This window comes from Methylobacterium sp. C1, from assembly GCF_001854385.1.
Classification (GTDB): domain Bacteria; phylum Pseudomonadota; class Alphaproteobacteria; order Rhizobiales; family Beijerinckiaceae; genus Methylobacterium; species Methylobacterium radiotolerans.
In genome coordinates this window covers 5,428,306-5,454,436 of record NZ_CP017640.1, presented here as the reverse complement: position 1 = coordinate 5,454,436, position 26,131 = coordinate 5,428,306, and the positions used below count along the sequence as shown (strand labels likewise).

At 72.9% G+C, this 26,131-nt stretch carries 32 protein-coding genes; 12 read left to right on the top strand and 20 right to left on the bottom strand.

What is annotated here, in order from left to right:
• Positions 1-54: 54 nt before the first annotated feature.
• The 4 genes from BKE41_RS25230 to BKE41_RS25215 form a co-directional block, all read right to left on the bottom strand.
• Positions 55-876: an alpha/beta hydrolase gene (locus BKE41_RS25230; RefSeq protein ID WP_071000256.1), complete on the bottom strand. Its 822-nt coding sequence runs from the start codon at positions 874-876 to the stop codon at positions 55-57.
• Positions 877-955: 79 nt separating this feature from the next.
• Complete coding sequence (locus BKE41_RS25225) at positions 956-1,366, bottom strand: DoxX family protein (RefSeq protein WP_024828494.1); 411 nt, start codon at positions 1,364-1,366, stop codon at positions 956-958.
• A 34-nt stretch (positions 1,367-1,400) separates the two neighbouring features.
• Positions 1,401-2,033: an alpha/beta hydrolase gene (locus BKE41_RS25220; protein WP_024828495.1), complete on the bottom strand. Its 633-nt coding sequence runs from the start codon at positions 2,031-2,033 to the stop codon at positions 1,401-1,403.
• A gap of 69 nt (positions 2,034-2,102) precedes the next feature.
• A complete protein-coding gene (locus BKE41_RS25215; protein ID WP_024828496.1) occupies positions 2,103-3,026 on the bottom strand; it encodes a ring-cleaving dioxygenase in 924 nt (307 codons plus the stop codon).
• Between the two features lie 119 nt (positions 3,027-3,145).
• Between BKE41_RS25215 and BKE41_RS25210 the strand changes: the two genes are divergently transcribed.
• A complete protein-coding gene (locus tag BKE41_RS25210; protein WP_043343129.1) occupies positions 3,146-4,084 on the top strand; it encodes a LysR family transcriptional regulator in 939 nt (312 codons plus the stop codon).
• A 289-nt stretch (positions 4,085-4,373) separates the two neighbouring features.
• Positions 4,374-5,069, top strand: coding sequence for a GntR family transcriptional regulator (locus BKE41_RS25205; protein ID WP_071000255.1), 696 nt, complete (start codon positions 4,374-4,376; stop codon positions 5,067-5,069).
• Between the two features lie 25 nt (positions 5,070-5,094).
• Here BKE41_RS25205 and BKE41_RS25200 read toward each other — a convergent pair whose 3' ends face one another.
• The 4 genes from BKE41_RS25200 to BKE41_RS25185 are packed head-to-tail and all read right to left on the bottom strand — an operon-like array spanning position 5,095 to position 8,277.
• Positions 5,095-5,673: a GbsR/MarR family transcriptional regulator gene (locus BKE41_RS25200; RefSeq protein ID WP_012321841.1), complete on the bottom strand. Its 579-nt coding sequence runs from the start codon at positions 5,671-5,673 to the stop codon at positions 5,095-5,097.
• 48 nt (positions 5,674-5,721) lie between these two features.
• Entirely contained in the window at positions 5,722-5,844 is a 123-nt protein-coding gene (locus BKE41_RS25195) for a DUF2474 family protein (RefSeq protein WP_012321840.1), read from the bottom strand.
• Positions 5,844-6,851, bottom strand: a complete 1,008-nt coding sequence (gene cydB / locus BKE41_RS25190) for a cytochrome d ubiquinol oxidase subunit II (RefSeq protein ID WP_012321839.1) — start codon at positions 6,849-6,851, stop codon at positions 5,844-5,846. The genes BKE41_RS25195 and cydB overlap by 1 nt, the downstream gene beginning before the upstream one ends.
• 7 nt (positions 6,852-6,858) lie before the next feature.
• On the bottom strand, positions 6,859-8,277 hold the full coding sequence (locus BKE41_RS25185; RefSeq protein ID WP_071000254.1) for a cytochrome ubiquinol oxidase subunit I: 1,419 nt from the start codon (positions 8,275-8,277) through the stop codon (positions 6,859-6,861).
• A 256-nt stretch (positions 8,278-8,533) separates the two neighbouring features.
• On the opposite strand from BKE41_RS25185, the gene BKE41_RS25180 reads away from it, so the two are divergent.
• Entirely contained in the window at positions 8,534-9,754 is a 1,221-nt protein-coding gene (locus tag BKE41_RS25180) for a pyridoxal phosphate-dependent aminotransferase (RefSeq protein ID WP_071000253.1), read from the top strand.
• 55 nt (positions 9,755-9,809) lie between these two features.
• On the opposite strand, the gene BKE41_RS25175 is transcribed toward BKE41_RS25180, so the two are convergent.
• On the bottom strand, positions 9,810-10,736 hold the full coding sequence (locus BKE41_RS25175) for a dihydrodipicolinate synthase family protein (RefSeq protein WP_012321836.1): 927 nt from the start codon (positions 10,734-10,736) through the stop codon (positions 9,810-9,812).
• Positions 10,737-10,973: 237 nt separating this feature from the next.
• On the opposite strand from BKE41_RS25175, the gene BKE41_RS25170 reads away from it, so the two are divergent.
• The 3 genes from BKE41_RS25170 (at position 10,974) to BKE41_RS25160 (ending at position 13,276) form a co-directional block, all read left to right on the top strand.
• Entirely contained in the window at positions 10,974-11,759 is a 786-nt protein-coding gene (locus tag BKE41_RS25170) for an amino acid ABC transporter substrate-binding protein (RefSeq protein WP_012321835.1), read from the top strand.
• A gap of 78 nt (positions 11,760-11,837) precedes the next feature.
• Positions 11,838-12,518 (top strand): amino acid ABC transporter permease, encoded by a 681-nt coding sequence (locus BKE41_RS25165; RefSeq protein ID WP_012321834.1) that lies wholly within the window; start codon positions 11,838-11,840, stop codon positions 12,516-12,518.
• Positions 12,515-13,276 (top strand): amino acid ABC transporter ATP-binding protein, encoded by a 762-nt coding sequence (locus BKE41_RS25160; protein ID WP_071000252.1) that lies wholly within the window; start codon positions 12,515-12,517, stop codon positions 13,274-13,276. Before BKE41_RS25165 ends, BKE41_RS25160 begins: the two co-directional genes overlap by 4 nt.
• A gap of 23 nt (positions 13,277-13,299) precedes the next feature.
• Here the strand turns inward: BKE41_RS25160 and BKE41_RS31775 are convergent, their stop codons facing one another.
• The 3 genes from BKE41_RS31775 to BKE41_RS25150 all read right to left on the bottom strand — a co-directional run bounded on the left by BKE41_RS31775 (position 13,300) and on the right by BKE41_RS25150 (position 16,146).
• Positions 13,300-13,455 carry a hypothetical protein gene (locus BKE41_RS31775; RefSeq protein WP_012321832.1) on the bottom strand — a complete coding sequence of 52 codons (156 nt, stop codon included), beginning with the start codon at positions 13,453-13,455 and terminating at the stop codon, positions 13,300-13,302.
• Entirely contained in the window at positions 13,452-13,961 is a 510-nt protein-coding gene (locus BKE41_RS25155) for a DUF2243 domain-containing protein (RefSeq protein WP_012321831.1), read from the bottom strand. Before BKE41_RS25155 ends, BKE41_RS31775 begins: the two co-directional genes overlap by 4 nt.
• 175 nt (positions 13,962-14,136) lie before the next feature.
• Positions 14,137-16,146 carry an oligopeptide transporter, OPT family gene (locus BKE41_RS25150; protein ID WP_071000251.1) on the bottom strand — a complete coding sequence of 670 codons (2,010 nt, stop codon included), beginning with the start codon at positions 16,144-16,146 and terminating at the stop codon, positions 14,137-14,139.
• Positions 16,147-16,353: 207 nt separating this feature from the next.
• Here BKE41_RS25150 and BKE41_RS25145 point away from each other — a divergent pair, with 207 nt between their 5' ends.
• Both BKE41_RS25145 and BKE41_RS25140 read left to right on the top strand, forming a co-directional pair.
• Positions 16,354-16,803 (top strand): DMT family transporter, encoded by a 450-nt coding sequence (locus BKE41_RS25145; RefSeq protein WP_024828504.1) that lies wholly within the window; start codon positions 16,354-16,356, stop codon positions 16,801-16,803.
• A 43-nt stretch (positions 16,804-16,846) separates the two neighbouring features.
• Positions 16,847-17,290 (top strand): DMT family transporter, encoded by a 444-nt coding sequence (locus tag BKE41_RS25140; protein WP_012321828.1) that lies wholly within the window; start codon positions 16,847-16,849, stop codon positions 17,288-17,290.
• 11 nt (positions 17,291-17,301) lie between these two features.
• On the opposite strand, the gene BKE41_RS25135 is transcribed toward BKE41_RS25140, so the two are convergent.
• A complete protein-coding gene (locus BKE41_RS25135) occupies positions 17,302-18,030 on the bottom strand; it encodes an SDR family oxidoreductase (protein ID WP_012321827.1) in 729 nt (242 codons plus the stop codon).
• A gap of 257 nt (positions 18,031-18,287) precedes the next feature.
• On the opposite strand from BKE41_RS25135, the gene BKE41_RS25130 reads away from it, so the two are divergent.
• Together BKE41_RS25130 and BKE41_RS25125 are read left to right on the top strand one after the other, a co-directional pair.
• On the top strand, positions 18,288-19,460 hold the full coding sequence (locus tag BKE41_RS25130) for a DUF305 domain-containing protein (RefSeq protein WP_245295838.1): 1,173 nt from the start codon (positions 18,288-18,290) through the stop codon (positions 19,458-19,460).
• A 62-nt stretch (positions 19,461-19,522) separates the two neighbouring features.
• Positions 19,523-19,747, top strand: coding sequence for a hypothetical protein (locus BKE41_RS25125; protein WP_012321825.1), 225 nt, complete (start codon positions 19,523-19,525; stop codon positions 19,745-19,747).
• A 64-nt stretch (positions 19,748-19,811) separates the two neighbouring features.
• Here the strand turns inward: BKE41_RS25125 and egtD are convergent, their stop codons facing one another.
• From egtD to gntA, 3 genes are read right to left on the bottom strand one after another with little or no spacing between them, the layout of a single operon-like run.
• Positions 19,812-20,771 carry an L-histidine N(alpha)-methyltransferase gene (egtD, locus tag BKE41_RS25120; protein WP_053621863.1) on the bottom strand — a complete coding sequence of 320 codons (960 nt, stop codon included), beginning with the start codon at positions 20,769-20,771 and terminating at the stop codon, positions 19,812-19,814.
• On the bottom strand, positions 20,768-21,742 hold the full coding sequence (locus tag BKE41_RS25115; protein WP_024828507.1) for a methyltransferase: 975 nt from the start codon (positions 21,740-21,742) through the stop codon (positions 20,768-20,770). Before BKE41_RS25115 ends, egtD begins: the two co-directional genes overlap by 4 nt.
• 10 nt (positions 21,743-21,752) lie before the next feature.
• Positions 21,753-22,508 (bottom strand): guanitoxin biosynthesis heme-dependent pre-guanitoxin N-hydroxylase GntA, encoded by a 756-nt coding sequence (gene gntA / locus BKE41_RS25110; RefSeq protein WP_024828508.1) that lies wholly within the window; start codon positions 22,506-22,508, stop codon positions 21,753-21,755.
• Between the two features lie 391 nt (positions 22,509-22,899).
• Here gntA and BKE41_RS25105 point away from each other — a divergent pair, with 391 nt between their 5' ends.
• On the top strand, positions 22,900-23,484 hold the full coding sequence (locus BKE41_RS25105; RefSeq protein WP_058607816.1) for a YgjV family protein: 585 nt from the start codon (positions 22,900-22,902) through the stop codon (positions 23,482-23,484).
• Between the two features lie 103 nt (positions 23,485-23,587).
• Positions 23,588-24,325, top strand: coding sequence for a DUF4336 domain-containing protein (locus BKE41_RS25100; protein WP_071000249.1), 738 nt, complete (start codon positions 23,588-23,590; stop codon positions 24,323-24,325).
• Between the two features lie 278 nt (positions 24,326-24,603).
• Here BKE41_RS25100 and BKE41_RS25095 read toward each other — a convergent pair whose 3' ends face one another.
• The 4 genes from BKE41_RS25095 to BKE41_RS25080 all read right to left on the bottom strand — a co-directional run bounded on the left by BKE41_RS25095 (position 24,604) and on the right by BKE41_RS25080 (position 25,936).
• Positions 24,604-24,897, bottom strand: coding sequence for a hypothetical protein (locus BKE41_RS25095; protein WP_071000248.1), 294 nt, complete (start codon positions 24,895-24,897; stop codon positions 24,604-24,606).
• Positions 24,898-24,956: 59 nt separating this feature from the next.
• Positions 24,957-25,262, bottom strand: coding sequence for a hypothetical protein (locus tag BKE41_RS25090; RefSeq protein ID WP_071000247.1), 306 nt, complete (start codon positions 25,260-25,262; stop codon positions 24,957-24,959).
• Positions 25,263-25,327: 65 nt separating this feature from the next.
• The gene (locus tag BKE41_RS25085) at positions 25,328-25,525 is read right to left on the bottom strand and encodes a hypothetical protein (protein ID WP_012321817.1); all 198 of its coding nucleotides are present in this window, start codon (positions 25,523-25,525) and stop codon (positions 25,328-25,330) included.
• A gap of 21 nt (positions 25,526-25,546) precedes the next feature.
• Complete coding sequence (locus BKE41_RS25080) at positions 25,547-25,936, bottom strand: hypothetical protein (RefSeq protein ID WP_071000246.1); 390 nt, start codon at positions 25,934-25,936, stop codon at positions 25,547-25,549.
• Positions 25,937-26,131 lie beyond the last annotated feature (195 nt).

Sequence of the window (26,131 nt, the reverse complement as noted above, 5' to 3'; positions counted from 1 at the left end):
GCCCGTCGCAGGCTTTAGGAGCCCGGGCCGGCGCGGGAAAGGCCGCCGGTCTCCTCAACCTTGGATGAAGGCGAGCAGGTCGGCGTTCAGCCGGTCCTTGTGGGTGGCGGCCAGGCCGTGCGGGGCGCCCGGATACTCCTTCAGCACGGCGTTCGGCACGAGCTTGACGGCGGCGCGCGCCGCGGCGTCGATCGGCACGATCTGGTCGTCGTCGCCGTGCACCAGCAGGGTCGGCACGTCGATGCGCGTCAGGTCCTCGGTGAAGTCGGTCTCCGAGAAGGCCGCCACGCAGGCGTGCACGTTCCGCAGCCCGGCCATCATGCCCTGCATCCAGAACGTGTCCCGCATACCGTCGCTGACCGCGGCGCCGGGACGGTTGGCGCCGTAGAACGGGCCGCTCAGGTCCTTGAAGAACTGCGACCGGTCGCGCAGGACCGAGTCCCGGATCCCGTCGAACACGTCCCGGGGCAGGCCGCCCGGATTCGCGTCGGTCCGGACCATCTGGGGCGTCACGGCCCCGACCAGGACCGCCTTGGCGACGCGCGCCGTCCCGTGCCGCCCGAGGGTGCGGGCGACCTCGCCGCCGCCGGTGGAGTGGCCGACCAGCACCGCGTCGCGCAGGTCGAGATGGGCGATCAGCCCGGCGAGGTCGTCCGCGAAGGTGTCCATGTCGTTGCCCGACCAGGGCTGCCCGGAGCGACCGTGCCCGCGCCGGTCATGGGCGATGACCCGGAACCCGCGCTCCGCGAGGAACAGCATCTGGTCCTCCCAGGCGTCGCCGTTGAGCGGCCAGCCGTGGCTGAAGACCACCGGCTGCCCGGTGCCCCAGTCCTTGTAGTAGATTTGGGTCCCGTCCCGCGCGGTGAAGTAGGGCATCGTGGTCTCCCGAGGGTCGAAGGGCGGGGGTCGAAAGGTGGAGGGCGAGAGGCAAGGGTCGCGCGGATCGCCGGACTGGTCAGGCCCGGCCCTGCCGCGCGTCGAGGCTGAGCGGGCCGGCCCCGAAGGCCGCGACCTGAAGCAAGCCGCCGGCCATGGCGAGGTTCTTCAGGAAGTGGAACATCTGGTTCTGGTCGCCGAGGGCCGCGTGGAAGGTCACCGCGGTGGCCACCGCGAAGAGCGCGAGGACCAGGGCGACCAGCCGGGTGCGGTAGCCGGCGACGAGCAGCAGCCCGCCGACGACCTCCACGCCGGTCGCCGCCGCGTAGGCGAGAGGCGGCAGCGGCAGGTGGGCGGCCTCGATGGTGGCGAGCGTCGCGGCCGGGGCCGCGAGCTTCCCGGCGCCGCTCACGAGGAAGATCGCGCTCATCAGGACCCGGCCGGTCACCGGCAGCAGGGCGGTCGCGCTGGAAGAGGAGATCGGGGACATCGTCGAACGCTCCGTCCTGTCGTGCGCGGCCGAGTCAGGCCGCTTCGGGAAGTGCGAGGCCGCGAAGCCAGTTCAGCGCCAGGCCGATATCGGCCTGCGACAGGCCGTGGCCGACCGGCAGGATCCGGTGCTCGACGCGGGCTCCGGCCGCGGTGAGCTGCTGCGCGAGGCGCCGCGCATTCTCCGCGGGCACGATCGGGTCCATCGCCCCGGAGAGGATCAGGACCGGCCGGCCGGCGAGATCCGCGACCGGCGGCTCGGCGAACGGGACCATCGGGCGGAGCAGGACAGCGCCCGCCAGGGTCTCGGACCGGAGCAGCAGCAGCGACGCGGCGATGTTGGCGCCGTTCGAGAAGCCCAGCGCCAGGGGCGCCCCGATCCCGTACCGCGTCCGGGCGGCCGCCACGAAGGCCGCGAGGTCGCCGGTGCGGCGGCGCAGGTCCGCCTCGTCGAAGACGCCCTCGGCCAGGCGCCGGAAGAAGCGCGGCATGCCGTTCTCGCTGACGGCGCCGCGGGGCGCGAGCAGGGCGGCCTCCGGCGCGACCGTGCGGCCGAGGGGCAGGAGGTCGTTCTCGTCGCCGCCGGTCCCGTGGAGGAGCAGCAGCGGACGCGCGGTGTCGGGACCGGGCTCGAAGCGGTGGATGAAGCCGGCGGTGTCCTGGGTCATGATGGCCTCACGGGTGGCGGGGAGAGGTCCCGCCCCGCGCGGGCGCGGGGCGGGCGTGGTGGTCGCGGCTCAGGCGACCTTGGGCAGCACGGCCTCGATCTCGGCCCGGTGCGGCTCCAGGCCGGCGGGGAGCTTGAGGGCCTGGCCGAGGGCCTCGATCGGCTCGTCCACCGCGAAGCCGGGCGCGTCGGTGGCGATCTCGAACAGCACGCCGCCGGGTTCGCGGAAGTAGATCGAGCGGAAGTACTGGCGGTCGCGCTGCTCGGTGACGTGGAGCCCCCGTGCCTCGAGAGCCCGGCCCATCGCGGCCTGCGCGGCGTCGTCCGCCGCCCGGAACGCGATGTGGTGGACCGAGCCGGCCCCCGGGCGGCCGGGCAGGAACCCGCCGACGGCCCGCAGGGTGACGAGACCGCCGAGCTCGGCGCTGCCCGCGAAGCGGATCAGGTTGCCCTCGCGGCCGACCTCCTCCAGCCCGAGCACCTCCGTGAGGATCGCGGCGGTCGGCTCGGCCCTGTCGATGAGGAGGGTCACCCCGTGCAGGCCGCGGATCGCGTGCTCGGCCGGCACCTCGCTCGACGCCCAGCCCTCCGCGTCGCCGACGTTCACGCCCACCAGCGCGAGCATCATGCCGTCCGGGTCGCGGAAGCGCAGCGTCGGCGCGCCGAAGACCTGGACCAGCGGCTCGTGGGCGACGCCCTTCTCGATGAGCCGGTGGGTCCACCAGCCGATGGAGGCGCGGGGGACCCGGAAGGCGGTCTCCTGGGTCTCGCCGATCCCGACGCGGCCCGGCGCGGCGTGCTCGACGGGGAAGAAGGTCAGGATCGTGCCGGGCCGACCGGCCGCGTCGCCATAGTACAGGTGGTAGGTGCCCGGATCGTCGAAGTTGACGGTCTTCTTCACCAGCCGCAGCCCGAGGATCCGGGTGTGGAAGTCGAGGTTGCGCAGGGCCGGCCCGGAGAAGGCCGTGACGTGGTGGAGGCCGGTCTGAACCATGGCGATGTCTCCCGACGGAAGGCCGCGACGGGCGGCCTGTTGCGATGACGGGAATGTGCCCCTTGCCATGAGCCGCGAAAATAGAAACGATGGAAACCTATCGTTTCTGGAAATGGCTGATGAGACTGCCCGATTTCGAGGCCTGGGCCGTGTTCGCCAAGGTGGTGGAGACCGGCTCATTCGGGCGCGCCGCCGCGGAGCTCGGCCTGTCGAAGGCCACGGTCTCGAAGGCGGTGAGCCGGCTCGAGCTGCGGATCGGCGCCCGCCTGTTCAACCGCACGTCGCGGAAGCTCGCCCTCACCGAGGCCGGGCAGGCCGCCAAGGACGGCGCCGCGCGCATCCTGGCCGAGGGCGAGGCCGCGGAAGCCCTCGCCACGGCCGGTGCCGCGGAGCCGCGCGGGCTGGTGCGGCTCGCAGCGCCGATGACCTTCGGGGTGATGCACGTGGCGCCGATCCTGCCGGCCTTCTTCCGGGAGTACCCGGCCGTGTCGGTGGATCTCCACCTGTCGGACGCGGTCGTCGACCTCGTCGGCGGCGGGTTCGACATCGGGCTGCGCATCGCGGCCCTGCCCGATTCCTCCCTGCGCGCGCGCCGGCTCTGCGGGATCCGCCGCTCGCTGGTCGCCACCCCCGCCTATCTCGACCGCCACGGCCGGCCCGAGCACCCGGACGACCTCGTCCGCCACACCTGCCTCGGCTACGCCTACCTGCCGACGCCCGACCGCTGGCGATTCGTGGACGGGAGCGGCGCGGAGGCCGTCGTGGTGCCGGCGGGCCAGCTGCGGGCGAACAACGCCGAGGCGCTGGCGCCGGCGCTGCGGGCCGGGCTCGGCCTCGCCCTGCAGCCCGACTTCATGATCTGGGACGACCTCGAATCCGGGCGCCTCGAGCGGGTGCTGCCGGCCTGGTCGCCGCCGCCGATCGCCCTGCACCTCGTGACGCCCCCGGGCGACCCGAGGCCGGCCCGGGTGACGGCGCTGATCGCCCATCTCGGCCAGGCCCTCGGCCAGGCGCCCTGGGCCGCTCCGCAGCCGCGGCGCGACCCGGCGGACCGGTGAGCCGCGCGTCGGCGCCCTCCCCGCCGCCGGCCCCGATCCGTGCGCCTCATTCACCTGGATCAGTGTCGGGGTCGTGCGCCTGCGCTATCGGCGCGTCGCACGGATCCGAATCGCGGCGCGGTCCTTGCTGCTCGGCGTTCCGGGCGACAGCCGCGGCGCGCGGTCCCCGTGCAATCCGTCGGCCCATCTAACCTCAGGTTTATTCGGGACAATCTGGCATTGGACAGACGCGCGTTTTCCGGGCAAGAGGCTTCCGTGTATACATGTATACCGTTCTCCTGAGGCACTGATGTCCCCCACGGGCCCTGGACGTCCCGCACCCGACCGGCTGCGGCACAAGACCGTGGCGGCGGCCGTCGCGGATTCCCTGCGCGAGCAGATCCTGAACGGGGATCTGCCGCCGGGGGTGCAGCTGCGCCAGGACGCCCTGGCGGAGGAGTTCGGGATCAGCCGCATCCCGGTCCGCGAAGCCCTGCTGCAGCTGGAGGCCAGCAAGCTCGTGCGGATCGTGCCGCATCGCGGGGCGGTCGTGACGGGCCTGTCGCTCCAGGAGGTCGAGGACATCTTCCAGCTGCGCGTTCAGCTCGAGCCGCAGCTGCTCCAGCTCTCGGCACCGCACCTGACCCCCGACGACATCCGCGATCTCGACGCCCTCTCGAAGCAGTACGGCGCGGCGCTGGAGACCGGCCAGGTCCTCCGATGGGGCGACCTGAACAGCCGCTTCCACCTCGACCTGATCCGGCACGCCGGCCGGCCGCGCTCCCTGGCGATCGTGTCCGCGCTCCTGCAGGATTGCGAGCGGCCGACGCGGCTGCAGATCTCGACCTCCGAGGACGCGACCCGCGCGGTCAGGGAGCACGCGCAGATCCTGGCCCTGTGCGAGGCCGGCAAGTCCGACAAGGCGGCCGCCTGCCTGCGGCGCCATATCGAGCATATCGGCGTCTCGCTCATCGCCCTCTACCGGGGCGCGCTCGTCGAGGCGTGAGGGGGCCCGCCCCCGCGCGGCCGGGTCAGTCCGGCTTGGCCGACCGGCCGCCGATCCGGCCCGGCAGACGGGTCAGGCGATCCTTCATCTCCAGCACCTTCTGGACCTTCGAGCCGAGAGTCAGGAGCTGGACGAGGCGCTCGGTGTCGAGGCGGCGCACGTCCGCGTACCATCCGGCGAACAGCTCGAAGAGGTCGTGCATCTCCCGGAGCCGCGCCTGGGCGTGCCGCTCCTCCTCGGTCCCGGGCTCCTGCATCAGGAGCTCGCGCAGGAGTGTCAGCGTCGGGTCGACCTCGCGCTTCTTGCGCTCCTCGACCAGCGTGCGGACGATCTGCCAGATATCTTCGGGCGTCGTGAAGTAGTCGCGCCGGTCGCCCGGCCTGTGCTGGAGCCGGACGAGGTTCCAGGCCTGGAGCTCCTTCAGGCCCATGCTGACGTTCGAGCGCGACACGCCGAGCCGCTCGACGATCTCGTCGGCGTTGAGCGGCCGCTCGGCCACGAACAGCAGGGCGTAGATCTGCCCCACGGTCCGGTTGATGCCCCAGCGCGAGCCCATCTCGCCGAAATGCAGCACGAAGGTCTGGACGAGCGGGGGCAGCTGCACGGCAGGGATCCGACGCGGGGAGAGGTCAGGCGGGCGCCCCCCGGCTTATCAGCTCTTGAGCCAATACCGGAGGACCGTCGCGACGAAGCCGAGGCCGACGATGCTCGAGGCCCAGAGCCCCGCGAACCACGCGAGGCGTTTCCAGAGGGGCTGTGCTGCTGCGGGTGCCATCAGTGATATCCGTGCGCGTCGACTTTGCCGCGGAAGACCCAGTACGCGTACGCGGTGTAGGACAGTATGATCGGGATCAACACCGACGCGCCGGCGAGCAGGAAAATCTGGCTCGCCTCGGGGGCGGCCGCCTGCCAGATCGTGATCCGGCCCGGCACGACGTCGGGGAAGATGCTGATGCCCAGCCCCGCGAAGGTCAGGGCGAACAGCCCCAGCGCGATCAGGAAGGGCGCCCGCTCGGCGCCGCCCCGCAGGGTGCGCCACAGGGCGAAGGCCGCGAGCGCCACGAGCAGCGGCACCTGCGCGGTGACGAGCACGTTCGGCATCGCCAGCCAGCGCTCGTAGTAGCGGCCCTGGAGGAACGGCGTCACCGCGCTGACGAGCGCGATGGCCGCGACCGTCGCCGCGGTGAGGCGCAGGGCGAGGCGCCGGGCCCGCGCCTGGAGCAGGCCCTCGGTGCGCATCACCAGCCACGTCGCCCCGAGCAGCGCGTAGGCGACGACGAGGCTCGCGCCGACGAGGAGGCTGAAGGGCGTGAGCCAGTCCCACCAGCCGCCGGCATAGGCCCGCCCCTCGACCGCGATGCCCTGCAGCAGCGCGCCCAGCGCGATGCCCTGGGCGAGGGCCGCCACCAGCGAGCCGCCCGCGAAGGCCACGTCCCAGGCGGCGCGGTGGCGGGGATCGCGCCAGCGGAACTCGAAGGCGACGCCGCGGAAGATCAGGCCGAGGAGCATCGCGATGATCGGCGCGTAGAGCGCCGGCAGGATCACCGCGTAGGCCAGGGGGAAGACGGCGAACAGGCCGCCGCCGCCCAGCACCAGCCAGGTCTCGTTGCCGTCCCAGACCGGGGCGACCGAGTTCATGGCGGTGTCCCGTTCCTCGCCCGGCCGCAGGACCGGGAACAGCAGGCCGATGCCGAGATCGAACCCGTCCATGACGATGTAGGCGAAGACCGCGAAGGCGATCACGAGCGCCCAGACCACCGTGAGGTCGAAGCTGTAGGCCATGGGTCCCTCACTCGGCCGGCTGGAGGTGACGGTCGGGATCGATCGCCGGGGCGGGCGTGATGCCCGCCGTCCGGATCGGCGCGCCGGGCTCGATCCCGCTCTCGCCGGCGTGCGGGGGCTGGCCCATCAGGCACAGGATGTAGCCGGTGCCCATGGCGAAGACCGCGAAGTAGATCAGCACGAAGGCGGTGAGCGAGGCCGCCACCGCCGGCGCGTGCAGCGGCGAGGCCGACTGCGCGGTGCGCAGCAGGCCGTAGACCGTGTAGGGCTGGCGCCCGACCTCGGTGGTGATCCAGCCGGCCAGCACCGCCACGAACCCCGCCGGGCCCATGGCCACCGCGAAGCGGTGCAGCGGGCGCCACGCGTAGAGGGTGCCGCGCCAGCGGGCGAGGAGGCTCAGGGCGCCCAGGAGCAGCATCAGCATCCCGAGGCCGACCATGACGCGGAACGACCAGAACACGATCGGCACCGGCGGCCACTCCGCCCGCGGCAGGCTGTCGAGCCCCTTCAGGGGCGCGTCGAGGGCGTGCTTCAGCACCAGCGAGGACAGCTTCGGGATCTCGACCGCGTAGCGCACCGTGCCGGCCTCCTGGTCGGGCAGGCCGAACAGCACCAGCGGCGCGCCGTCCGGGTGGCTCCGGAAATGGCCCTCCATGGCCATGACCTTGGCGGGCTGGTGCTCCAGGGTGTTGAGGCCGTGCGCGTCGCCCGCGAGGATCTGGACCGGCGCGACCAGGGCGGCCATCCACATCGCCATCGAGAACATCGTCCGGGCGGCCGGGTTGGCCCGGTCGCGCAGCAGGTGCCACGCGCCGACCGCGCCCACCACCAGCGCGGTGGTGAGGTAGGCGGCGAGCACCATGTGCACGAGGCGGTACGGGAAGGACGGGTTGAACACGATCGCCCACCAGTCCAGCGCCACGAACTGGCCCTCGGCGTTGGTGCCGTAGCCCGCCGGCGTCTGCATCCACGAGTTCACCGCCAGGATCCAGAACGCCGAGAAGAAGGTCCCGAACGCCACCATCAGCGTCGCCGCGAAGTGCAGCCGCGGCCCGACCTTCGTCATGCCGAACAGCATCACGCCGAGGAAGCCGGCCTCCAGGAAGAAGGCCGACAGCACCTCGTAGGCCATCATCGGGCCCAGGACAGGGCCGGTCTTGTCGGAGAAGACCGACCAGTTCGTGCCGAACTGGTAGGACATCACCAGCCCGGACACGACGCCCATCGCGAAGGCGATCGCGAAGATCTTTATCCAGTACTTGAACAGGTCCATGAAGACCTGGCGGCCGGTGGCGAGCCAGAGCCCCTCCAGCACGGCGAGGAAGCTCGCGAGGCCGATCGAGAAGGCCGGGAACACGATGTGGAAGGCCACCGTGAACCCGAACTGCATGCGGGCGAGGATCAGGGGATCGAGGTTGGCGAGCACGTCGGGCCTCCGGCTCTGGGCGCGACTCGTCCTATAGCAATTTCAGAAATATCTGAAAAGTCGGAACCAACGGGGCCCGCGCGGCGTCGGGCCGCGCGCCGGCGCGCGGCGGCGATCCGGGCATCGGGGGTCTGGACGTCCGCGCCCGAACGCGTCAGGGTCGCGGCATTCCCTACAGGTCGGGACCGCGCGGGCCCCTGGACGCGCGCCGCGCGACGGGACGCCGCGTCCCGACGCAAGGAGAGCACGCGCCCCCATGGCCGAAACCCCCGTCTCCGCCGCGCCCGTCGATCTCGCCGCAGCGCTCTCGGCGCGCATCCGCGGCATCGGCACGAGCCAGATCGGCCTCGTGGCGGATCGCGGGCGGGACGACCCGGAGGTGGTCAAGCTGTGGATCGGCGAGGGCGACCTGCCGACGCCGCCCTTCATCGTCGAGGCCGCGCACCGGGCGATGCTGGCCGGGCACACCCGCTACACGACGTCGCTGGGGCTGCCGGCGCTGCGCGCGGCGCTCGGCGCCTACCACGCCCGCCACTGGGGCGTGGAGATCCCGCCGGACCGGTTCGGCGTCACGGCGGGCGGCATGAACGCGATCATGCAGGCGGCGCAGGTGCTGCTGGAGCCGGGCGACGAGATGATCATCCCCTCCCCGGCCTGGCCCAATCTCGGCGAGGCGGTCCGCATCGCCGGCGGCGTGCCCGTGACGGTGCCGTACCGCCGCCTGCCGGACGGGCGCTTCGCGCTGCCGCTCGCCGACATCGCGGCGGCGATCACGCCGCGCACCCGGGTGATCATGGTGAACTCGCCCTCGAACCCGACGGGCTGGACCATGCCGCTCGCCGAGATGAGAGCCCTGCGCGACCTCGCCCGGGAGCGCGGCCTCTGGATCCTCTCGGACGAGGTCTACGCGCACTTCACCTACGGCAACCGGATCGCGCCGTCCTTCCTGCAGATCTGCACGGAGGACGACCGGCTGATCGTGACCAACACCTTCTCGAAGAACTGGGCGATGACCGGCTGGCGGGCCGGCTGGGTGATCTATCCCCGCGGCCTCGCGCCGACCTTCGCCAAGCTCGGGCAGTACAGCACCACCTCGATCCCGACCTTCGTCCAGCACGCCTGCATCGCGGCCCTCGAGGAGGGCGACGGCTTCATCCGCACGATGGTGGACCGCTGCGCCGAGGCCCGGGCGATCCTGGTGGAGGGGCTGTCGCGCCTGCCGGGCGTCACGGTCGCGCCCCCGGACGGGGCCTTCTACCTCATGGCCCGGATGGGCGGCGCGGAGCCGAGCCTCGACCTAGCGCTGCGCCTGCTGCGGGAGGCCAAGGTCGGCGTGGCGCCGGGCACCGCCTTCGGGCCGGAGGGCGAGGGTCTGGTGCGGATGTGCTTCGCCATCAGCCCGGACCTGGCGCGGGAGGCGGTGCGCCGGCTCGCGGGCGTGCTCGGGACCCGGGCGCCGGCCGCCGCGGCGCAGTGAACCTGGCGGGGTCCGGCGGCCCTTCCGCCGCCGTGCGGTCCCCGCCCGCGCCGGCTCAGCGACCCCAGCGCAGGACCAGCGCGTCGTTCCGCCGGGCGAGCTCGATCAGGCCGGCCCGCGTCGCCGGGTGCAGGGGCTGGATCGGCAGCCGCGCGGTCTCGCTCGCGATCACCCCGCCCTCGGCCATCAGCGCCTTGCAGGCGAGCAGGCCGCACTGCCGGTTCTCGTAGTTGATCAGCGGCAGCCAGCGCGCGTAGGCGTCCATCGCCTCCTCCCGGCGGCCGGCCGCGTAGGCGTCGGTGATCTGGCGGATGCCGTCCGGGTAGCCGCCGCCGGTCATCGCACCCGTAGCGCCGGCGTCGAGGTCGGCCATCAGGGTGATCGCCTCCTCGCCGTCCCACGGACCCACGACGGCGTCGCCGCCCAGCGCGATCAGCTCGCGGAGCTTGGACGCGGCGCCGGCGGTCTCGATCTTGAAGTAGGCGACGTTCGCGATCTCCCGGGCCATGCGCGCCAGGAGCGGCGCCGACAGCGGCGTGCCCGCCACCGGCGCGTCCTGGATCATGATCGGGATCGCGATCGCGTCCGAGACCGCGCGGAAGAAGTCGACGATGCCGAGCTCCGGCACGCGGATCGTGGCGCCGTGATAGGGCGGCATGACCATCACCATCGCGGCGCCGGCCGCCTGGGCGCGGCGCGAGCGCTCGGCGCAGACCTGCGTGGCGAAGTGCGTCGTCGTCACGATCACCGGCACGCGGCCGGCGACGTGCTCCAGCACGGCGTGCATCACCCGCTCGCGCTCGTCGTCGGTGAGGACGAACTGCTCGGAGAAGTTGGCCAGGATGCACAGGCCCTGGCTGCCGGCGTCGATCATGAAGTCGACGGCCCGGCGCTGCCCGTCGAGGTCGAGGGCGCCCGACGCGTCGAAGACCGTGGGGGCGACCGGGAAGACGCCGCGATAGGCGTGGGCGGGCGAAGTCATGCGCGATCCTCCTGCCGGGATCGCGCATCCGGCGGACGACCGTGTCCGCGGGCGGGATCCGGGCGCCTCTTAGCACGCGGCCTCGATCCTGGCGCGGGCCGGGGCGCGCGCACCGAGCAGTCGACAAGCGCACCGGCTTTCCTGTACGGCCGAGCTCTTCTTTGCTTTGTCCCTCGACAGCCGAGATCACGCGCGGCGGCCGCACGAGAACAGCGTTTTCTTTTCGGAGCTACTGTAATGCGATTTTTCTCTGCCAGCCGCGTCGCGGCGTTCGTCGTCGCGGCGCTCCTCGGCGCAGCCGCCAGCGCGCCCGCGAAGGCCGACGATCTCGACGCGATTCGCGCCGCCAAGACCCTGCGCATCGGCACCGAGGGCACCTACGCGCCCTTCACGTTCCACGACGCGTCCGGGCAGCTCGTCGGCTTCGACGTGGAGATCGGCCGCAAGGTCGCCGAGCAGCTGGGCGTCACGCCGCAATTCCTCGAGGGCAAGTGGGACGGGCTGATCGCCGGGCTCGACGGCAAGCGCTACGACGTGGTCATCAACCAGGTCGGCATCACCAAGGAGCGGCAGGCGAAGTTCGACTTCTCCGAGCCCTACATCCGGGCGCGGGCCGTGCTGATCACGCGGGCGGACCGGTCCGACATCAAGTCCTTCGCCGATCTCAAGGGCAAGAAGGCCGCCCAGAGCCTCTCCAGCAACTTCGCGCGCCTCGCCGAGCAGTCCGGCGCCGAGCTCGTCGGGACGGACGGCTTCGACCAGTCGGTCCAGCTCGTCCTCACCGGCCGCGCCGACGCCACCGTCAACGACAGCCTGTCGTTCCTGGACTTCCACAAGCAGAAGCCGAACGCCCCCGTGAAGATCGCCGCCGAGCAGGCCGACGCGGACGCCTCCGGGATCATCATGCGCAAGAACAACCCGGCGCTGAAGGCCGCGATCGACAAGGCGCTGGAGGCGATCCGGGCCGACGGCAGCTACGCGGCGATCGCCCAGAAGTACTTCGGGGCCGACGTCTCCAAGTAACCCGTCCGCGGCGCGCCCGCCCGGGCGCCGATCCCGCACAGCCCGCCGCTCGATCCGCCCGGTAGGAGACGCCGCCCCGTGCCGCACTGGCTCGACCTCATGCTCCAGTCGCTGGGGCCGCTGCTCGCGGCCGGCCTGCGCTTCACGGTGCCGCTGACGCTCATCGCCTTCGCGCTCGGCCTCGCGCTGGGACTCGGCACCGCCCTCGTGCGGCTGTTCGCGCCCCGGCCGCTGGCGGCGTTGGCGTGGCTCTACGTGTGGATCTTCCGGGGCACGCCGCTCCTCGTGCAGCTGTTCGTGATCTTCTACGGCCTGCCGAGCACCGGCATCCTGATCGACGCCTTCCCGGCCGCCGTGATCGGGTTCACCCTCAACGTCGGCGCCTACACGTCCGAGATCGTCCGCGCCGCCATCGCCTCCATCCCGAAGGGGCAGTGGGAGGCGGCCTACGCCACCGGGATGACGCCGGTCCAGGCCCTGCGCCGCACGATCCTGCCCCAGGCGGCGCGGGTGGCGGTGCCGTCGCTGGCGAACTCCTTCATCGCGCTGGTGAAGGACACCTCGCTCGCGGCCGCCATCACGGTGCCGGAGCTGTTCCAGGCGGCCCAGCGCATCGTCGCCGTCACCTACGAGCCGCTGATCCTCTACATCGAGGTGGCGCTGATCTACCTCGTCCTGTCGACGCTGCTGTCCTGGCTCCAGACGCTGCTGGAGCGGCGCCTCGGGCGCTACGGCGGCTACCTGGAGGCCCGCGCGTGATCGCCCTGTCGGCCATCGAGAAGCGCTTCGGCGACAACCCCGTCCTGCGGGGCGTCGACCTCGCGGTCCCGGACGGGCGGGTCACGGCGCTGATCGGCCCGTCGGGCTCGGGCAAGTCGACGCTCCTGCGCTGCGTGAACCTGCTGGAGGTCCCGCAGGCCGGGACGCTGACCCTCGGCGACGTCCGCCTCACCTTCCGGCCCGGCAGCCCGCCGGCGCGGCGGGACGTGCTCGCCGTGCGCCGGCAGACCGGCATGGTGTTCCAGAACTTCCAGCTCTTCCCCCACCGGACGGTGATGGAGAACGTCACCGAGGGGCTCGTCACCGTGGCCAAGTGGCCGCAGGCCCGGGCCCGGGCGCGCGCGCTGGAGCTGCTGGAGCGCGTCGGCCTCGCCCACAAGGCCGTGGACTGGCCCGCCAGCCTGTCGGGCGGCCAGCAGCAGCGGGTGGCGATCGCCCGGGCGCTGGCCCCCTCCCCGCGCCTGCTGCTCTGCGACGAGCCGACCTCGGCCCTCGACCCGGAACTCGCCGCCGAGGTGGTGGACGTGCTGGCCGGCCTCGCGGGCGCCGGCACGACCATGCTGATGGCGACCCACGACCTGCGCCTCGCGCGGCGCGTCGCCGACACGGTGGTGTTCCTGGAAGGCGGGCGCGTCGTCGAGCAGGGCGCGGCCGCGGACGTCTTCGCCCGGCCGGCCGATCCGCGCACCCGCCGGTTCGTCCGGACGCTGCTCGGCGAGGCGGCGGACGAGGCCTGACCGGCACGGGCCGGACGCGCGGATCAGCGCGACAGGCAGCGCAGGGTGAGAAGATCCTCGACGGTCAGCGCGGTCCCGAAGATCAGCGGCCGCCAGGCCGGCAGGGTGGCGAGGATCAGGCCGGCCGTCAGGGCGAGCCAGGGCAGGACCGGTCGGAGGCCGGGGCCGGCGGCCCTCACGCGGGAGACCGCGCCAGCGACGCCTCCTCCCCGCGGCCGACCAGCACGAGGCCCAGGCCCGCGGCCAGCATCGCCCCGCCCCAGAGCAGGAAGCCGAGGTCCCAGTACAGCCACTGCTCCCGGGGCGTCAGCTCGTTGACGTGGTGCACGCCGAGGATCTCGTGGTCGATCACGCCCTCGACGAGGTTGAACAGGCCCCAGCCGATCAGGAGCGACCCGGCGAGCAGCTTGCTGGACCAGTAGAGGTGCGTGCGGTGCGCGGCGCGCCAGAGGATGAACAGCCCGAGGACCACGAAGACGTAGGTCGCGCTGTGGAAGATGCCGTCCCAGCGGGTGTTCAGTTCGAGGTTCGGGATCGTGTCGATCGGGTACCAGCTGCTCAGCATGTGGTGCCATTGCAGCACTTGGTGCAGCACGATCCCGTCGAAGAAGCCGCCGAGGCCGAGCCCGAACAGGATGCCCGCGCTCAAGGGGAAGACCCGTTCCCGGGTGTCAGCCGCTCTCATGCGCAACTCCAGCGTGGCGGATGCCGAGGTAGCGCGTCGCCCTCCTCGCGGCGGGCGCAGCGAAGCGCCGCGGGACACGCGGCATCCGTGAGCGTCGTGTCGTCCGGGCGGCTTCGCTCCGCCCGCGCGGACGACGGCGTCCTGGGGGAACCCGCTCCGGAACCCGGCGGATCCGTCACGCCCCCCGCTGGGCCGCGGCCGGCGTCGAGACCATCCGCAGGTAGACGGCGAGGCCCGCCAGGAACACGGCGAGGCCGAGCCCCGTGGCGTAGGGCGCGAAGCCCTTGCCGGCGACGGCGATCGCCGAACTGTGCCCAGCCAGGAGATCGGTGCCGGCGAGCAGCACGCCGATGCAGCTCTCGCCGACGAGGAATCCGGAGGCGAGGAGCACGCCCCGCCGGCGGGCGTACCCCACTGCCTTGTCGGCCTTCGCGTCCCCCTTCGGTCCGACGCGGGCGCGCAGCCGGCGCTCGGCGATCCAGCCGAGGACGCCGCCGATCGCGATCGTCATCTCCACCGAGAGCGGCAGGTACATGCCGATCCCGACCGTCAGGGCCGGGAAGGTGAGGTCGCGCCGCTTCAGCCAGGTCTCGGCCGCCACCAGCACCACCCCGAGCCCGGCCCCGATCAGCACCATGGTCCAGGGCAGCTCGCCGTGCGTGATGCCGTTGGCGATCTGGGTCATCAGGGCCGCCTGGGGCGCCGGCATGGCGCTCCCCGCGTCCTGCCCGTCATGCGCGGGCGCGCCGACGAAGCCGTAGGCCTCGTAGAGCAGCGACAGGAGCGGGGCGATCACCACGGCGCCGACCCCGACGCCGAGGATGAGCGCGACCTGCTGGTGCCAGGGCGTGGCGCCCAGCACCTGCCCGGTCTTCAGGTCCTGCAGGTTGTCGTTGGCGATCGACGAGGTGGTGATGATCACGGACGTCAGCAGCAGCGCCATGCCGGTCACGAACCGGTCCCCCTCGGGCCCCGCGGAATGCCCCAGGATCAGGGGCAGGAGCAGCGCGGTCGCCATCGTGGTCAGGATGCCGATCCCCGAGATCGGGCTGGACGAGGAGCCCAGCAGGCCCGCGAGGTAGCCGCAGGCCGCCGCCATCAGGAAGCCGAACAGCACCGTGAACAGGGTCGCGGCCACCGCCAGCACGATCATCAGGCCGCCGAGGTCGGCCGGCGCGGCGAAGTACGCGAACAGGATCGCGAGCGGCACGCACAGGGCCAGCGTCGCGGCGGCGACCCAGGTGATCGGCAGGTCGCGCTCCTCGCGCGGGTGATCCTTGCCGAGACCGCCGCTCCCGGACAGGGCGGCGCGGATGCTTCCGAAGATCGGGCGCGCCAGCGAGCCCACGGTCCACAGCCCGCCCACCGCGATGATGCCGGCGCCCATGAGGCGCACCTGCCCGGACCAGACCGCCTCGGCGGCCGCACCCGCGGACTTGCCGGGGTCGGGCGACAGGGCGGTCAGCATCGGGACCGCGATCCCCCAGGCGATCAGGACGCCGGTCAGCAGCGCGAGGCAGGCGCCGATGCCCACGAGGTAGCCGACGCCGACCAGCGCCAGCGAGAAGCCGGTCCCGGTGCGGAACACCGCGCCGCCGAGGCTGACCGCGCCGTTGAGGCCCTCGCCCAGGACCTTCAGCCCCGTGGTGGCGAGCCCGATCGTCCCGGCCGCCGCGGCGGCCCCGAGCAGGTCGCGCAGGCCGCGGCCGCCCTGCTCCTCGTGCCCGGTCTTGAGAACCTCCGCGGCGGCGATGCCCTCGGGATAGGGGAGATCGCTGCCCGACACGAGGGCGCGGCGGAGCGGGATCGAGAAGGCGACGCCGAGCAGACCGCCCAGCAGGCAGACCGCCGTGGTCTGCCAGAACGGGAAGCCGTGCCAGTGGCCGACGAGGACGAGGCCGGGGAGAGCCAGGATGACGTTGCACAGGGTGCCGGCCGCCGAGGCCTGGGTCTGCACGATGTTGTTCTCGAGGATGCCGGCGCCGCCCATCAGCCGGAAGGCGCCCATCGAGATCATCGCGGCCGGGATCGAGGACGAGAACGTCATCCCGGTCTTCAGGCCCATGTAGAGGTTGGCGGCCATGAACACGACGGTGATGGCCGCGCCGAGCGCGATCCCCCGCAGGGTCAGCTCGGCCTGACGGTCCTGCGTCTTCGGCGTGATCGTCGGGCTGCGGGCGTCCATCATCCACTCGGGCTGCGGAAGGCACAGCACGCGAGGGGCCGGAAACGTTCCCGCGCCGTCGCCGGCCGGGCGGCCTCGCCCGGTCCCTGGGGCGATCTGTCCCGCCGCGGACCGAGCATCGTGATGCAGTCACCCGGCGCGGCGGCGGGTTTGACAGCAGACCGCCCCGTCCGGGTGCGGACCTCTCCTCCTCCGGAATGCGCCGCCGTGTCCAAGTGGTACCTCTACGGCATCGCCCTCGTGGCCGGGGTCGCGAACGCCATCGAGCCCGGCCAGAACGCCACGCTGGCGAAGGTCACGGGGCAGCCGATGCTCGCGGGCCTCTTCTGCTTCGGCCTCGCGATCGCCTGCTTCCTCGCCGCGATGGTCGTCGCCCGGCTGCGCGGCCGGACCCGGGCCGAAGCGGCCACGCCCGTCCCCTGGTGGGCGTGGCCGGGCGGCATCCTCGGGGCCACGGTCGTCCTGGCGCAGCTCTACATCTCCGAGAAGGTCGGCGCGGCGCCGTTCCTGGGCTGCGTGATCACGGCGGGCGTGGTCGGCTCCATCATCCTCGACCATCGCGGCCTCGTGGGCTTCGAGCGCCACCCCGCCGGGCGCTGGCGCGTCCTCGGCGGCGCGCTGATGGTCGCGGGCGTCGCCCTCGTGGCGGCGTTCTGACGGGTCGGTCGATCCGAACGCCTCGCACCCTCAGGATCCCAGCATGCTCTTCCTCTACGGCTTCGCGCTGCTCGCGGGCGTCGCCACCGCGATCGAACCGGGCCAGAACGCGGGCCTCGCCAAGTCCCTCGCGCGGCCGCTTCTCGCCGGCGTGGTGAGCCTCGTCGTCAGCGTCGCGGCGATCTCCGTCGCCATGCTGGTGACGGGGCAGTACGGGCTGCCGCCGGTGGACCGCCTCGCGCAGGTGCCCTGGTGGGCGTGGCTCGGCGGCCTGATGAGCGCGGGCCTCACGATGGCGCAGCTCTCCGTGTCCAAGCGGATCGGGGCCGCCACCTTCCTCGGGCTGATCGTGACGGCGGGCGTCGTCACGTCGATCCTGCTCGACCATTTCGGCTTGGTGGGCTTCAAGGTCCACGAGGCCGGCCTGTGGCGCGTCCTGGGCGGCGCCCTGATGATCGGCGGCGTCGGGCTCGTCGCGCGGTTCTGAAGCCCGCCCGGTCAGATCGTCCAGCCGCCGTCGATCACGACGGCCTGGCCGGTCGTGTAGGTCGCGCCCGCGAGGTAGACGGCGAGGTCGGCGATCTCCTCGGGCGTGCCGAGCCGGCCGATCGGCTGGCGCGCGATGAAGGCCGCCCGGGTCTGCTCGTAGTCGCCCTGCTGGCGGATGCGCTCCTGCAGCGACGGGCTCTCCACCGTGCCGGGGCAGATCGCGTTGCAGCGGATGTTGTGGCCGACATAGTCGGCGGCCACCGCCTTGGTCAGCCCGATCACCGCCGCCTTCGTCACCCCGTAGGCGCAGCGGTTGGGTACGCCCTTCACCGAGGAGGCGACCGAGGCCATGTTGACGATGGCGCCGTCCCGGCGCTCCAGCATCCCGGGCAGGACAGCCCGGATCGTGCGGATCATCGCCTTCACGTTGAGGTCGAGGGCGAAGTCGAGCTCGTCGTCGCGCATCTCCAGGATGGTGCCGGCGTGCACGGTGCCGGCGCAGTTGAACAGGATGTCGACCGCGCCGATGCGCGCGACCAGGGCCCTGACCGCGTCCCCGTCCAGCACGTCGAGGGTCGCGGTGCTGAGGGTGTCGGCGCGCAGCGCGGCGAGGGCGTCGGCGTTGATGTCGGTGGCGTGGACCCGCGCCCCGGCGCGGGCGAAGGCGAGCGCGCTGGCGCGCCCGATCCCCTGCCCCGCCGCCGTGACCAGGACCGTCTTTCCGGAAAGATCTGCCATTGCTCGCTCCAGCAGGCTGCGCGTCGCCGCGACGGTGTCCGGACCGGGTCGCGCGGGTCGCGCCCGGCGGGGCCGCCGATCAGGTCCGGAGGCCCGGCTGAGCGGCCCATCCTTGTAGGTTCTGACCGCGCCGGGCTCCAGGCCCGATCGTCCCGCGCGCCCCGCCCGGACACGACAGAGGCGGCGTTTCCAACATAGGCTGTCGCCCGCCCGCATCCGGCCCCGTATGGCGACTGCGATCACGAGCGGGGCAGCGCGTGCGCCGAAACCTACGACGCCTCTGGTCGGGCGAGGCCGGGATCACCTGGCGCGCCGCCATGCTGCTCGGCCTGCTCAGCAGCACCGTCTCGACGCTGTTCAGCCAGCTCACGGCGGCCCGGATCGGCCGGGACGCCGCCGTCGACTGGATGGTGGTCGCCGCGATCCCCCTGCGCGACGGCGCCCTCCAGGTGGATCCGTCCGGTCCGGTGATTCTCGCCGGCATCCTGTTCCACCAGTGGGCGGACTTCTCCTGGGCCGTGGTGTTCTTCGGCCTGCTCGGGCGCTGGACCGGCCGCCTCGGCCCCTGGACGCTCGCGCTGGTCGCGCCGGCCTGGGCGCTGCTCACCTCGGCGAGCGAGTGGCTCGTGCTCGTTCCCCTGCTGCCGTTCCGGCAGCCGATCTTCCCCCTGGAGCAGCCCTACTGGATCGGCTTCCTGGTCCACGCCACCTCGGCCTCGCTCTACCCGCTGTTCCCGTACCTGCGGGACGCCGTCGCCGGGCGGCGCCCATCGCCGCATCGCCGGTTCGCGGCCGGCTGGAGCGGCGCCACGCTGCTGATCGGCGGGTTCCTCGGGGTGCTGGCGCTCCTCGGCGCGCAGGGTCGGGAGATCGCCTGGATGGGCCGCGACCCGGCCTTCGACCAGGCTTACATGCGGCGCATGATGGCGCACCACCGGCAGGGAATCGACCTCGCGAGGCTCGGGGCCGAGCGCGCGCAGGACGCGCATCTCCGGGCCCTCGCCCGCCTGATCGCCGCCGCCCAGAGCGGCGAGAACGCGGTCTTCGATCAGTGGTGGCGCAGTTGGTTCGGGGCCGCGTCGCAGATCTGCGCGCCGGCGGAAGAAGCGTCGATGCCGGGCATGCTGGAGCCCGGCCGGATCGACGCGCTCCGCGGGATGCCCGGCAAGGCCTTCGACGCGCAGTTCGTGGCGCTCATGACCGTCCACCACGTCGGCGCCATCCGGATGGCCGACGCCGCGATGGCCGAGGCGTCCGATCTCCGCCTGCGGATCATGGCGCAGGCGATCCGCCACGGGCAGCGCGGGGAGATCGCCCTGATGCGCGGGGTCGAGGGGCCCGAGGCGGTGCGGGTGGCGCTGGGCAACCTCGTCCTGCCGGCCGGCGACGCGGCCCCCGACCGGGCGGCCGCGGATCGGCCGGCCCCGTAGCGTCGGATCCGGGGCCGGCGTTCGGGCGTTCTCCCGGAATCGTCGTTCTATGGAGGATCGCCGTGGGGCTCGCCGCCTTCGTCTTCTTCGTCGTCCCGTGGATGGCCGTCGCGATCTGGATGTCGATGCGCCCGTCCGGCGCGCGCCTCGGTACGCCGGCCGCCCCCTGGCGCCCGCTGACCGATTACCCGCCGCCGGCCCGGGACCAGCGGCGGGCCGGCGAGACGCGGAGCATGGAATCGGGCTCCGCCCACGACGGCAAGCACGCGCCGATCGAGGCCGTCTAGGGCGCTCGCCGCCGCGGCGGATGCCGGCTCGGCGCGCGCGTCAGAACGCGGGCTTCGAGCCGGGTCAGGGCTCCGCCTGCAGCAGGTGGAGGTTGAAGTCTCCGCCCTCGCCCTTCCAGAGGGCGCGGGGCTGCCAGCCGCTCTCGACCGCGAGCGCCCGGAAGGCGTCCGCCGGGTACTTGTGCGAGATGTCTGTCCGGATGCTCTCGGCGGCCGCGAACGCGATCGTCCGGTCGCCCAACCGGTAGGTGGCGGGCCGCGTCGCGACGAGGTGGGCCTCCACCCGCAGCGGGTCCGGGCAGATCCGGACGGCGTGCCGGAAATTGTCGCGGTCGAAGTCGGCGCCGAGTTCCCGGTTCAGCCGCGTCAGGATGTTGCGGTGGAACGCGGCCATCAGGCCGTCGGCGCGCCCGTAGGCGCGCTGCAGGCGGTCCGGGTCGGCGGTGCCGTCCGCGCCGACGAGGAACAGGCTCGGCCCGAGCGTCGCGCGCGCGCGCTCCAGGAACAGCCGGGCCTCGCGCGGATCGAAGTTGCCGATGCTCGTCCCCGGATAGAAGCCCAGGATGCCGCCCGGCCCCGCCGCGCGCGGCAGCCGCACCGGCTGCGAGTAGTCGGCGCAGACCGGGATCATCGGGATGCCGGGGTAATCGGCGGCCAGCCGCCGGATCGCGGCCTCCAGGTACGCCCCCGAGATGTCGATCGCCACGTAGGCCGCCGGATCGGGCAGCGCGTCGAGGAGCGTGCGGATCTTGCGGCTCGCGCCGCTGCCGAACTCCACGACCGTCACGCCCGGCGGCACCCGGCGCGCCACGTCGGCGGCGGCCTGGGGCAGGACGGTCATCTCCTGCGCGGTCGGGTAGTAATCGGCGCTGTGGCAGATCCTGTCGAACAGGTCCGAGCCGGTCTCGTCCCAGAGATACTTTCCCGGCAGCGTCTTCGGCTCGGCGGTCAGGCCCGCGAGGGCGTCCTGGAGGAAGGCGTCGGTCGAGGCGTCGGTCGAGCTGTCGGTCGAGCTGTCGGTCATGGCCGGGTCGCCGGGCGCGTGGCGGTCAGGATCACGAGGGCGAGCCGCTCGACCGCGTCGTAGGCGTCGGTCGCCAGCTCCTCGCCGTACTCGTCGGGGTCGAACTCGCGGTAGGTCCAGTCCAGTCCGGACCGGCCGCAGAGGTCGGCCACGGCGTCGCGGAACGGGTCCTCCCCGTCGACGATCGCCGCGCCGGTGAACAGCACGAGGCTGCCGCCGGGCGCGAGCCGCCCGGCCGCCTGCTCGGCCACCGCGAGCGACAGCCCGGCCCCGAGGGGACCGCCGCCGTGCCGGTAGGCCCGCTCCGCCGTGTCGATCATGAAGGGCGGGTTCGACACGATGAGGTCGAACTGGCCCTCGACGTCGCGCAGCATGTCGCTGCGGCGGACGTCGACCCCGTCGGTCCCGGCGAGCCGGGCGTTGACGCGCGCCGCCCGCATGGCCGCCGGGTTGATGTCCACGAGCACCACCTCCGCGCCCGGCGCCCTCTTGGCGACGCAGATCCCGGCCGCGCCCGAGCCGCAGCCGATATCGACCGCCCGGCGCACCGGCCGCGACCGCCCCTCGAGATGCGCGATCACAGCCGCGGCGAAGCGCATCGTGTCGGGACCGAAGAACACCGCGTCGGCCGCGCTCGGGGGATACGCGGAATGCGCGAACAGCTCGCCGTCGAGGCTGGAGAAGCGCAGCGTCGGCCGCAGCAGCGGGCCGTCCTCGATCACGGCGCCGGCCGCCCGCATCAGGCGCAGGATCGGCTCCGGGACCAGGTCGGCGCGGAACGGCCGGCTCCAGCCGAACACGTCGCGCAGGCTCCGGGCCTCGGCGTTGCGCGGCCGGGCGTTGACGTGCGCGTGGGTGGCCGGCGTCACCGTGGTGAAGCTGTAGCCGGTCTCGCGCAGCGCGCGCCCGAGCGACAGCACCGCCTCCTCGTCCTCGGGAAACGGAACGGCGGTCGGAACGGAACGCGTCATCGGTCGGCCCTCAGCTGTCCATCTGGCGCACCACGAAGGCGCCCGATGCGAGATCGGCGGCGACCTGCTGGGCGTCCCAGGTCGGGGGCGCCTCCCCGCGGCGGAACGGGCAGGCCCAGTCGTCGGGAACGGCGCGTCCGCTGAACTGACGGGCTGCCGAGCTCTCGCCGTGCTGGGCGAGCATGGGATTGATCGTCCCGGTCCAGGCGGCGTCGCGGTCGACGATCGCGGTGCGCAGGCGCTCGTAGCGGCCCGCCGCGCGCAGCCGCTCGAACTGGTCGTGCAGGTTGAACACCAGGGCGGGCGTCTCGAAGCGCCGGGCCCGGCGGCTCGCCCCGGGATGCAGCCCGACCAGGAAGAACCCCTGGCCGCCGAGGCTCAGCGAGAAATGCGGATCGTCCGGGTCGGCGGCGACGCGGGGATCGTAGGCCTGACCGAGGCGCTGGTCGGTGTCGGAGAGCGACTGGACCCGCCGCCACAGCGCCGCCTCGAAGGCCTCCTCCGTGAGCGTGCGCGGCCCCTCGAACAGGACCGCGAAGCTCTGGAACAGGCTCGGCTGCGCGCGGTACCGACAGATGAAGGCGAGCAGCGCCGGATAGATGCGGGTATCGTCCCGGTCGGAGGTGATGTCGCGGGCGACCACGATCTTCATCTGACCGCGCGAGAGGGCGGATTTGGCGCCGACGCAGGGAAACGGGGCATGCTGGATGAAGTCCCGGAACCGCGCGGCAACGGGATGATGCTCGTCATTCGTGGGAAGCTGCATGTGAGCGTTGGTTCACACCACCGAGATCGGGCGCGCACGCACACCCCCGCCCGACCGGCCGAGGTGTCGTCCCGACTTGAATGCCCGGAAAACCGGAGCCCGAGGGCATTGTTCCCGATCGAACACAGCCATACCGCGATTAATGTATGTTAATCCCCGAATTGATAGATAGGAAATCGACTGAATACTTGGGTGGCGGCGACGGTGATCTCGATCGACCGGTGGCCGAATGCTCGGGGGCGCTCACAGGGCGCGCGGGATCGCGGTGCGGCAGCGCGGCCACGCTCGCCGCGTCGTGATCCGTGCCGGAGACGGCGTTAACCATCCGATTACCGCGCGATCCTAGCGCGATCGACTGAAACGGCGCCGTCGCGCCGGCCGGTCGCGCACGATGAACGCCGCATCTTACCTGTATTCCTGGTCCGCCGCCGCCGCGACGCACCTCGATCTGTTCGGTTCCCTGGGCCTGATCCTGGGTTTTACTGCGGGGGTGATGCCGCGGCGGACCTGGATCCTCGCGGCCTCGGCGGCCTGTGCGGCGTGCTTCGGTGCCCATTACCTCACGCTCGGTGCGCTCACCGGGACGGCGATGTGCGCCATCTCGGTGCTGCAGAGCCTCGTCTCCCTCCGCTGCGTCGGCGCGCCCGGCCGGAGCGGCTGGGTCCCGCCCGTCTTCGCCGCGAGCACCCTCGCGGCGGCGTGCCTGACGGCGGCCACGTGGAACGGGTGGCCCTCGGCCTGCGCGGCGACGGGCTCGCTGCTCGCCACCGGCGCGCGCCTCCAGGCGGCGCCGCAGACGATGCGCCAACTCTTCCTCGGTGCCTCCCTGTGCTGGGCCGGGCACAATCTCCTGGTCGGCTCGGTCTTCGGATTGACCTGCGACGTGCTGACGATCCTCGGCCTCGTGATCGCGCTGCTGCGCGCCGTCCCGGTTCCGCCGCTCGAGCCGGTCGGGCCCGACTGCGCGCGGGCGTGAGGCGCACCGGGCCTGCGGCGATCGATCCGGGAAACCCGCCGCGGCTCCGCTGTTGCACAGGTGCGGGGCCGTGCCGGCCCGCGGCCGAGGAAGAGAGCGGGACTTGCCCGAAGCGACCTATCCGCCCCTCGACGTGCTCAAGCCGGTGGCCGACGGCGTCTGGATCGTCGACAGCGGGCCGCTCCGCGCCCTCGGCATACCCCTGCCCGTCCGGATGACCGTCGTCCGCCTCGCGGACGGAGCGCTCTGGCTGCACTCGCCCACGCGCTTCGACGCGGGCCTGCACCGAGCGATCGCCGCGCTGGGACCGATCCGCCATCTGGTCGCGCCCAACATCGCCCACTGGACCTACCTGAAGGACTGGCAGGCCCAGTGTCCGGAGGCTCTGACCTGGGCAGCCCCGAACCTGCGCGAGCGTCGCCAGGTCCGCCGCTCCGGCCTGCGCGTCGACCGGATCCTGGAGGACGCGGCGCCGCCCGATTGGGCGGCGGACCTGCGCCAGGTCGTCGTGCCGGGCGGGTTCGGGTTCCGGGAGGTCGCGTTCTTCCACGGCGCGAGCCGCACCCTGATCCTGACCGACCTCGTCCTCAACCTGGAGCCCGCGAAGATGCCGGCGCTCCTGCGCCCGTTCCTGCGGCTCGCCCGCATGACGCCGCACGGCGAGCCGCCGCCCTATCTGCGCCTCGTGATCAGGCTCCGGCGGCGCGACGCCGCGCGGGCGGCCGCGGATCTCGTCGGCCTCGCGCCGGAACGCGTCGTGTTCGCGCACGGCCTCTGGTTCGCCGCGGACGGTGCGGCACGTCTGAGACGCTCCCTCCGCTGGCTCGGGACGCCGTCCTGAGCATGGCCGCCGTCGGCGTCAGGCCGCGGCGATCCGCTGCCGCATGATCCGGGCCCGGCCCCGCCGGCAGGTCCGCGGACAGCGGCGGCGCGACGGGCCCGATCGGGCCGAACCCGGCCGCCAGGAACCACTTCCCGGCATCCGCGTCGCGCCGCGCGATCAGCCCCTCGCGGCGAAGTTCCGGCCCCGCACCGCTCCGGAACACCGCCGGGACCGCGCGGTCGGCCAGCCACGGACCGGCGGCCGCGCAGGGCGGGATCGCGGCCGTCCCGGCCGGCTCAGGCGCGGCCCATGGCGACCGATCCGTCCGCCCGGTTCAGGGCGCTGACCCGGGGCCCGCGGAGACGCGGGTTCTGCTGCTCCAGCGCGTCGAGGACGGCGTTGGCAGCCTCGATGATCGCGCCCGGCGATCCGCCCGGGATCTCGGGCCGGATCGCCTCGGCGAGACGCGCGAGGCAGGTCTGCTCGATCTGCGGATGATCGGCGCCGGCGGCCTGGCGCCAGTAGGCGGCGTAGACGTTCTCGGCGATCGTTCGGGCCGTCCGATCGTCGCCCGGCGTGTCCTGCTCCATCGCGTCCCTGCCTCGATCGCGTGATGACCGGCACAAGGGCGGCGACGGCAGCGGTGCGTTCAAGGCTCTCCGGGGAAGTCCTTTTCCGGACCGTCCGCCCCGCCGCCCTCCCCGCCCTCCCCGCCTTCGGCGGGATCGGCTCCCTCGATCGCGCGGGCGAGCTCGGTCAGCACCTCCTCCACCATCGGCGGCCAGGGTGCCCGCTCCTCGTCCATCAGGCGCGCCGCGCCGACCAGCGCCGAGATCTGCGCCTCGTAGACCGGCCGGCCCACCAGCTGCGCGTAGCGAACCCGCGCCGCGAGCGCCGTGGCGAGGCGCTGAACCTCCGCGATCTTCGCGCTCGGCGCGCCGCTGCCGTCGCCCATCCGTCCACCCCCTCGGGATCCTCAGAGATCCTCATAGGCCATGGCCGGGATGCAGTCAGGACCGGCTACCAGGCTTCGAGGATCCGGCCGCCGACGAGGGCGACCACGAGGCCGACCAGCAGCGCCAGACCGATGTCCCGGAGCGGCGCGGTGATCCAGCCGGTCTCGGGAACCGGGGGCGCCACGAAGCGCGTCAGGCTCTCGGGCAGGGCCGGCGCCGGCGGCACGGACCTCCGCCGCAGGCCGTTGCGGATGCGGTGCATGGGCGCGATCCCCGGGCGACCTCAGGCGGTCTCGACTTGGCGGGACGCGGCCGCCGGCTGGGCCTTCCGCGCGGACGTCTTCGGGCGAACGAAATCGCCGAGCGGCTTGCAGGTCGGCAGGCCGATCACCTCGACCGAGCGGGGCGCGGCCTGCGGCAGCGCGGTGTGCGGAACCGGGGTCTCCGTCCCGTCCGCGGCCTCGGCCTGCCCGTCGGCGGAGTCCGGCAGCTCGACGCGGTGCCCGATCAGGTAGGCCTCGATGTCGATGAGGCGGTGGCGCAGGCGCCAGATGTCGTTCTCGACGCCGTTGATCTGCACGAGGAGGTCGGAGACGGTGCCCTGACGCGCCGCGATGGCCGAGAGCACGGTGGCCCGCTCGTTCAGCAGAACGGCCTTGACGGTCGGGTTCATGACGTACGCCTCCGAATGTTACGGCACCACGATTCGCGAATTCGGAAGCGAAGACAGTTCTCAAAATGGCTTAGCCGTTACGCCCGAAGGTGAGCCGCCGCATTCGCTCGCCGAACGACTCGCGCCGCGACGGCGATCGCGCGGATGGCTGACGGAGGCGGACGGGAACTTCTCGCGCGCGCGTGCGTCAGTTTC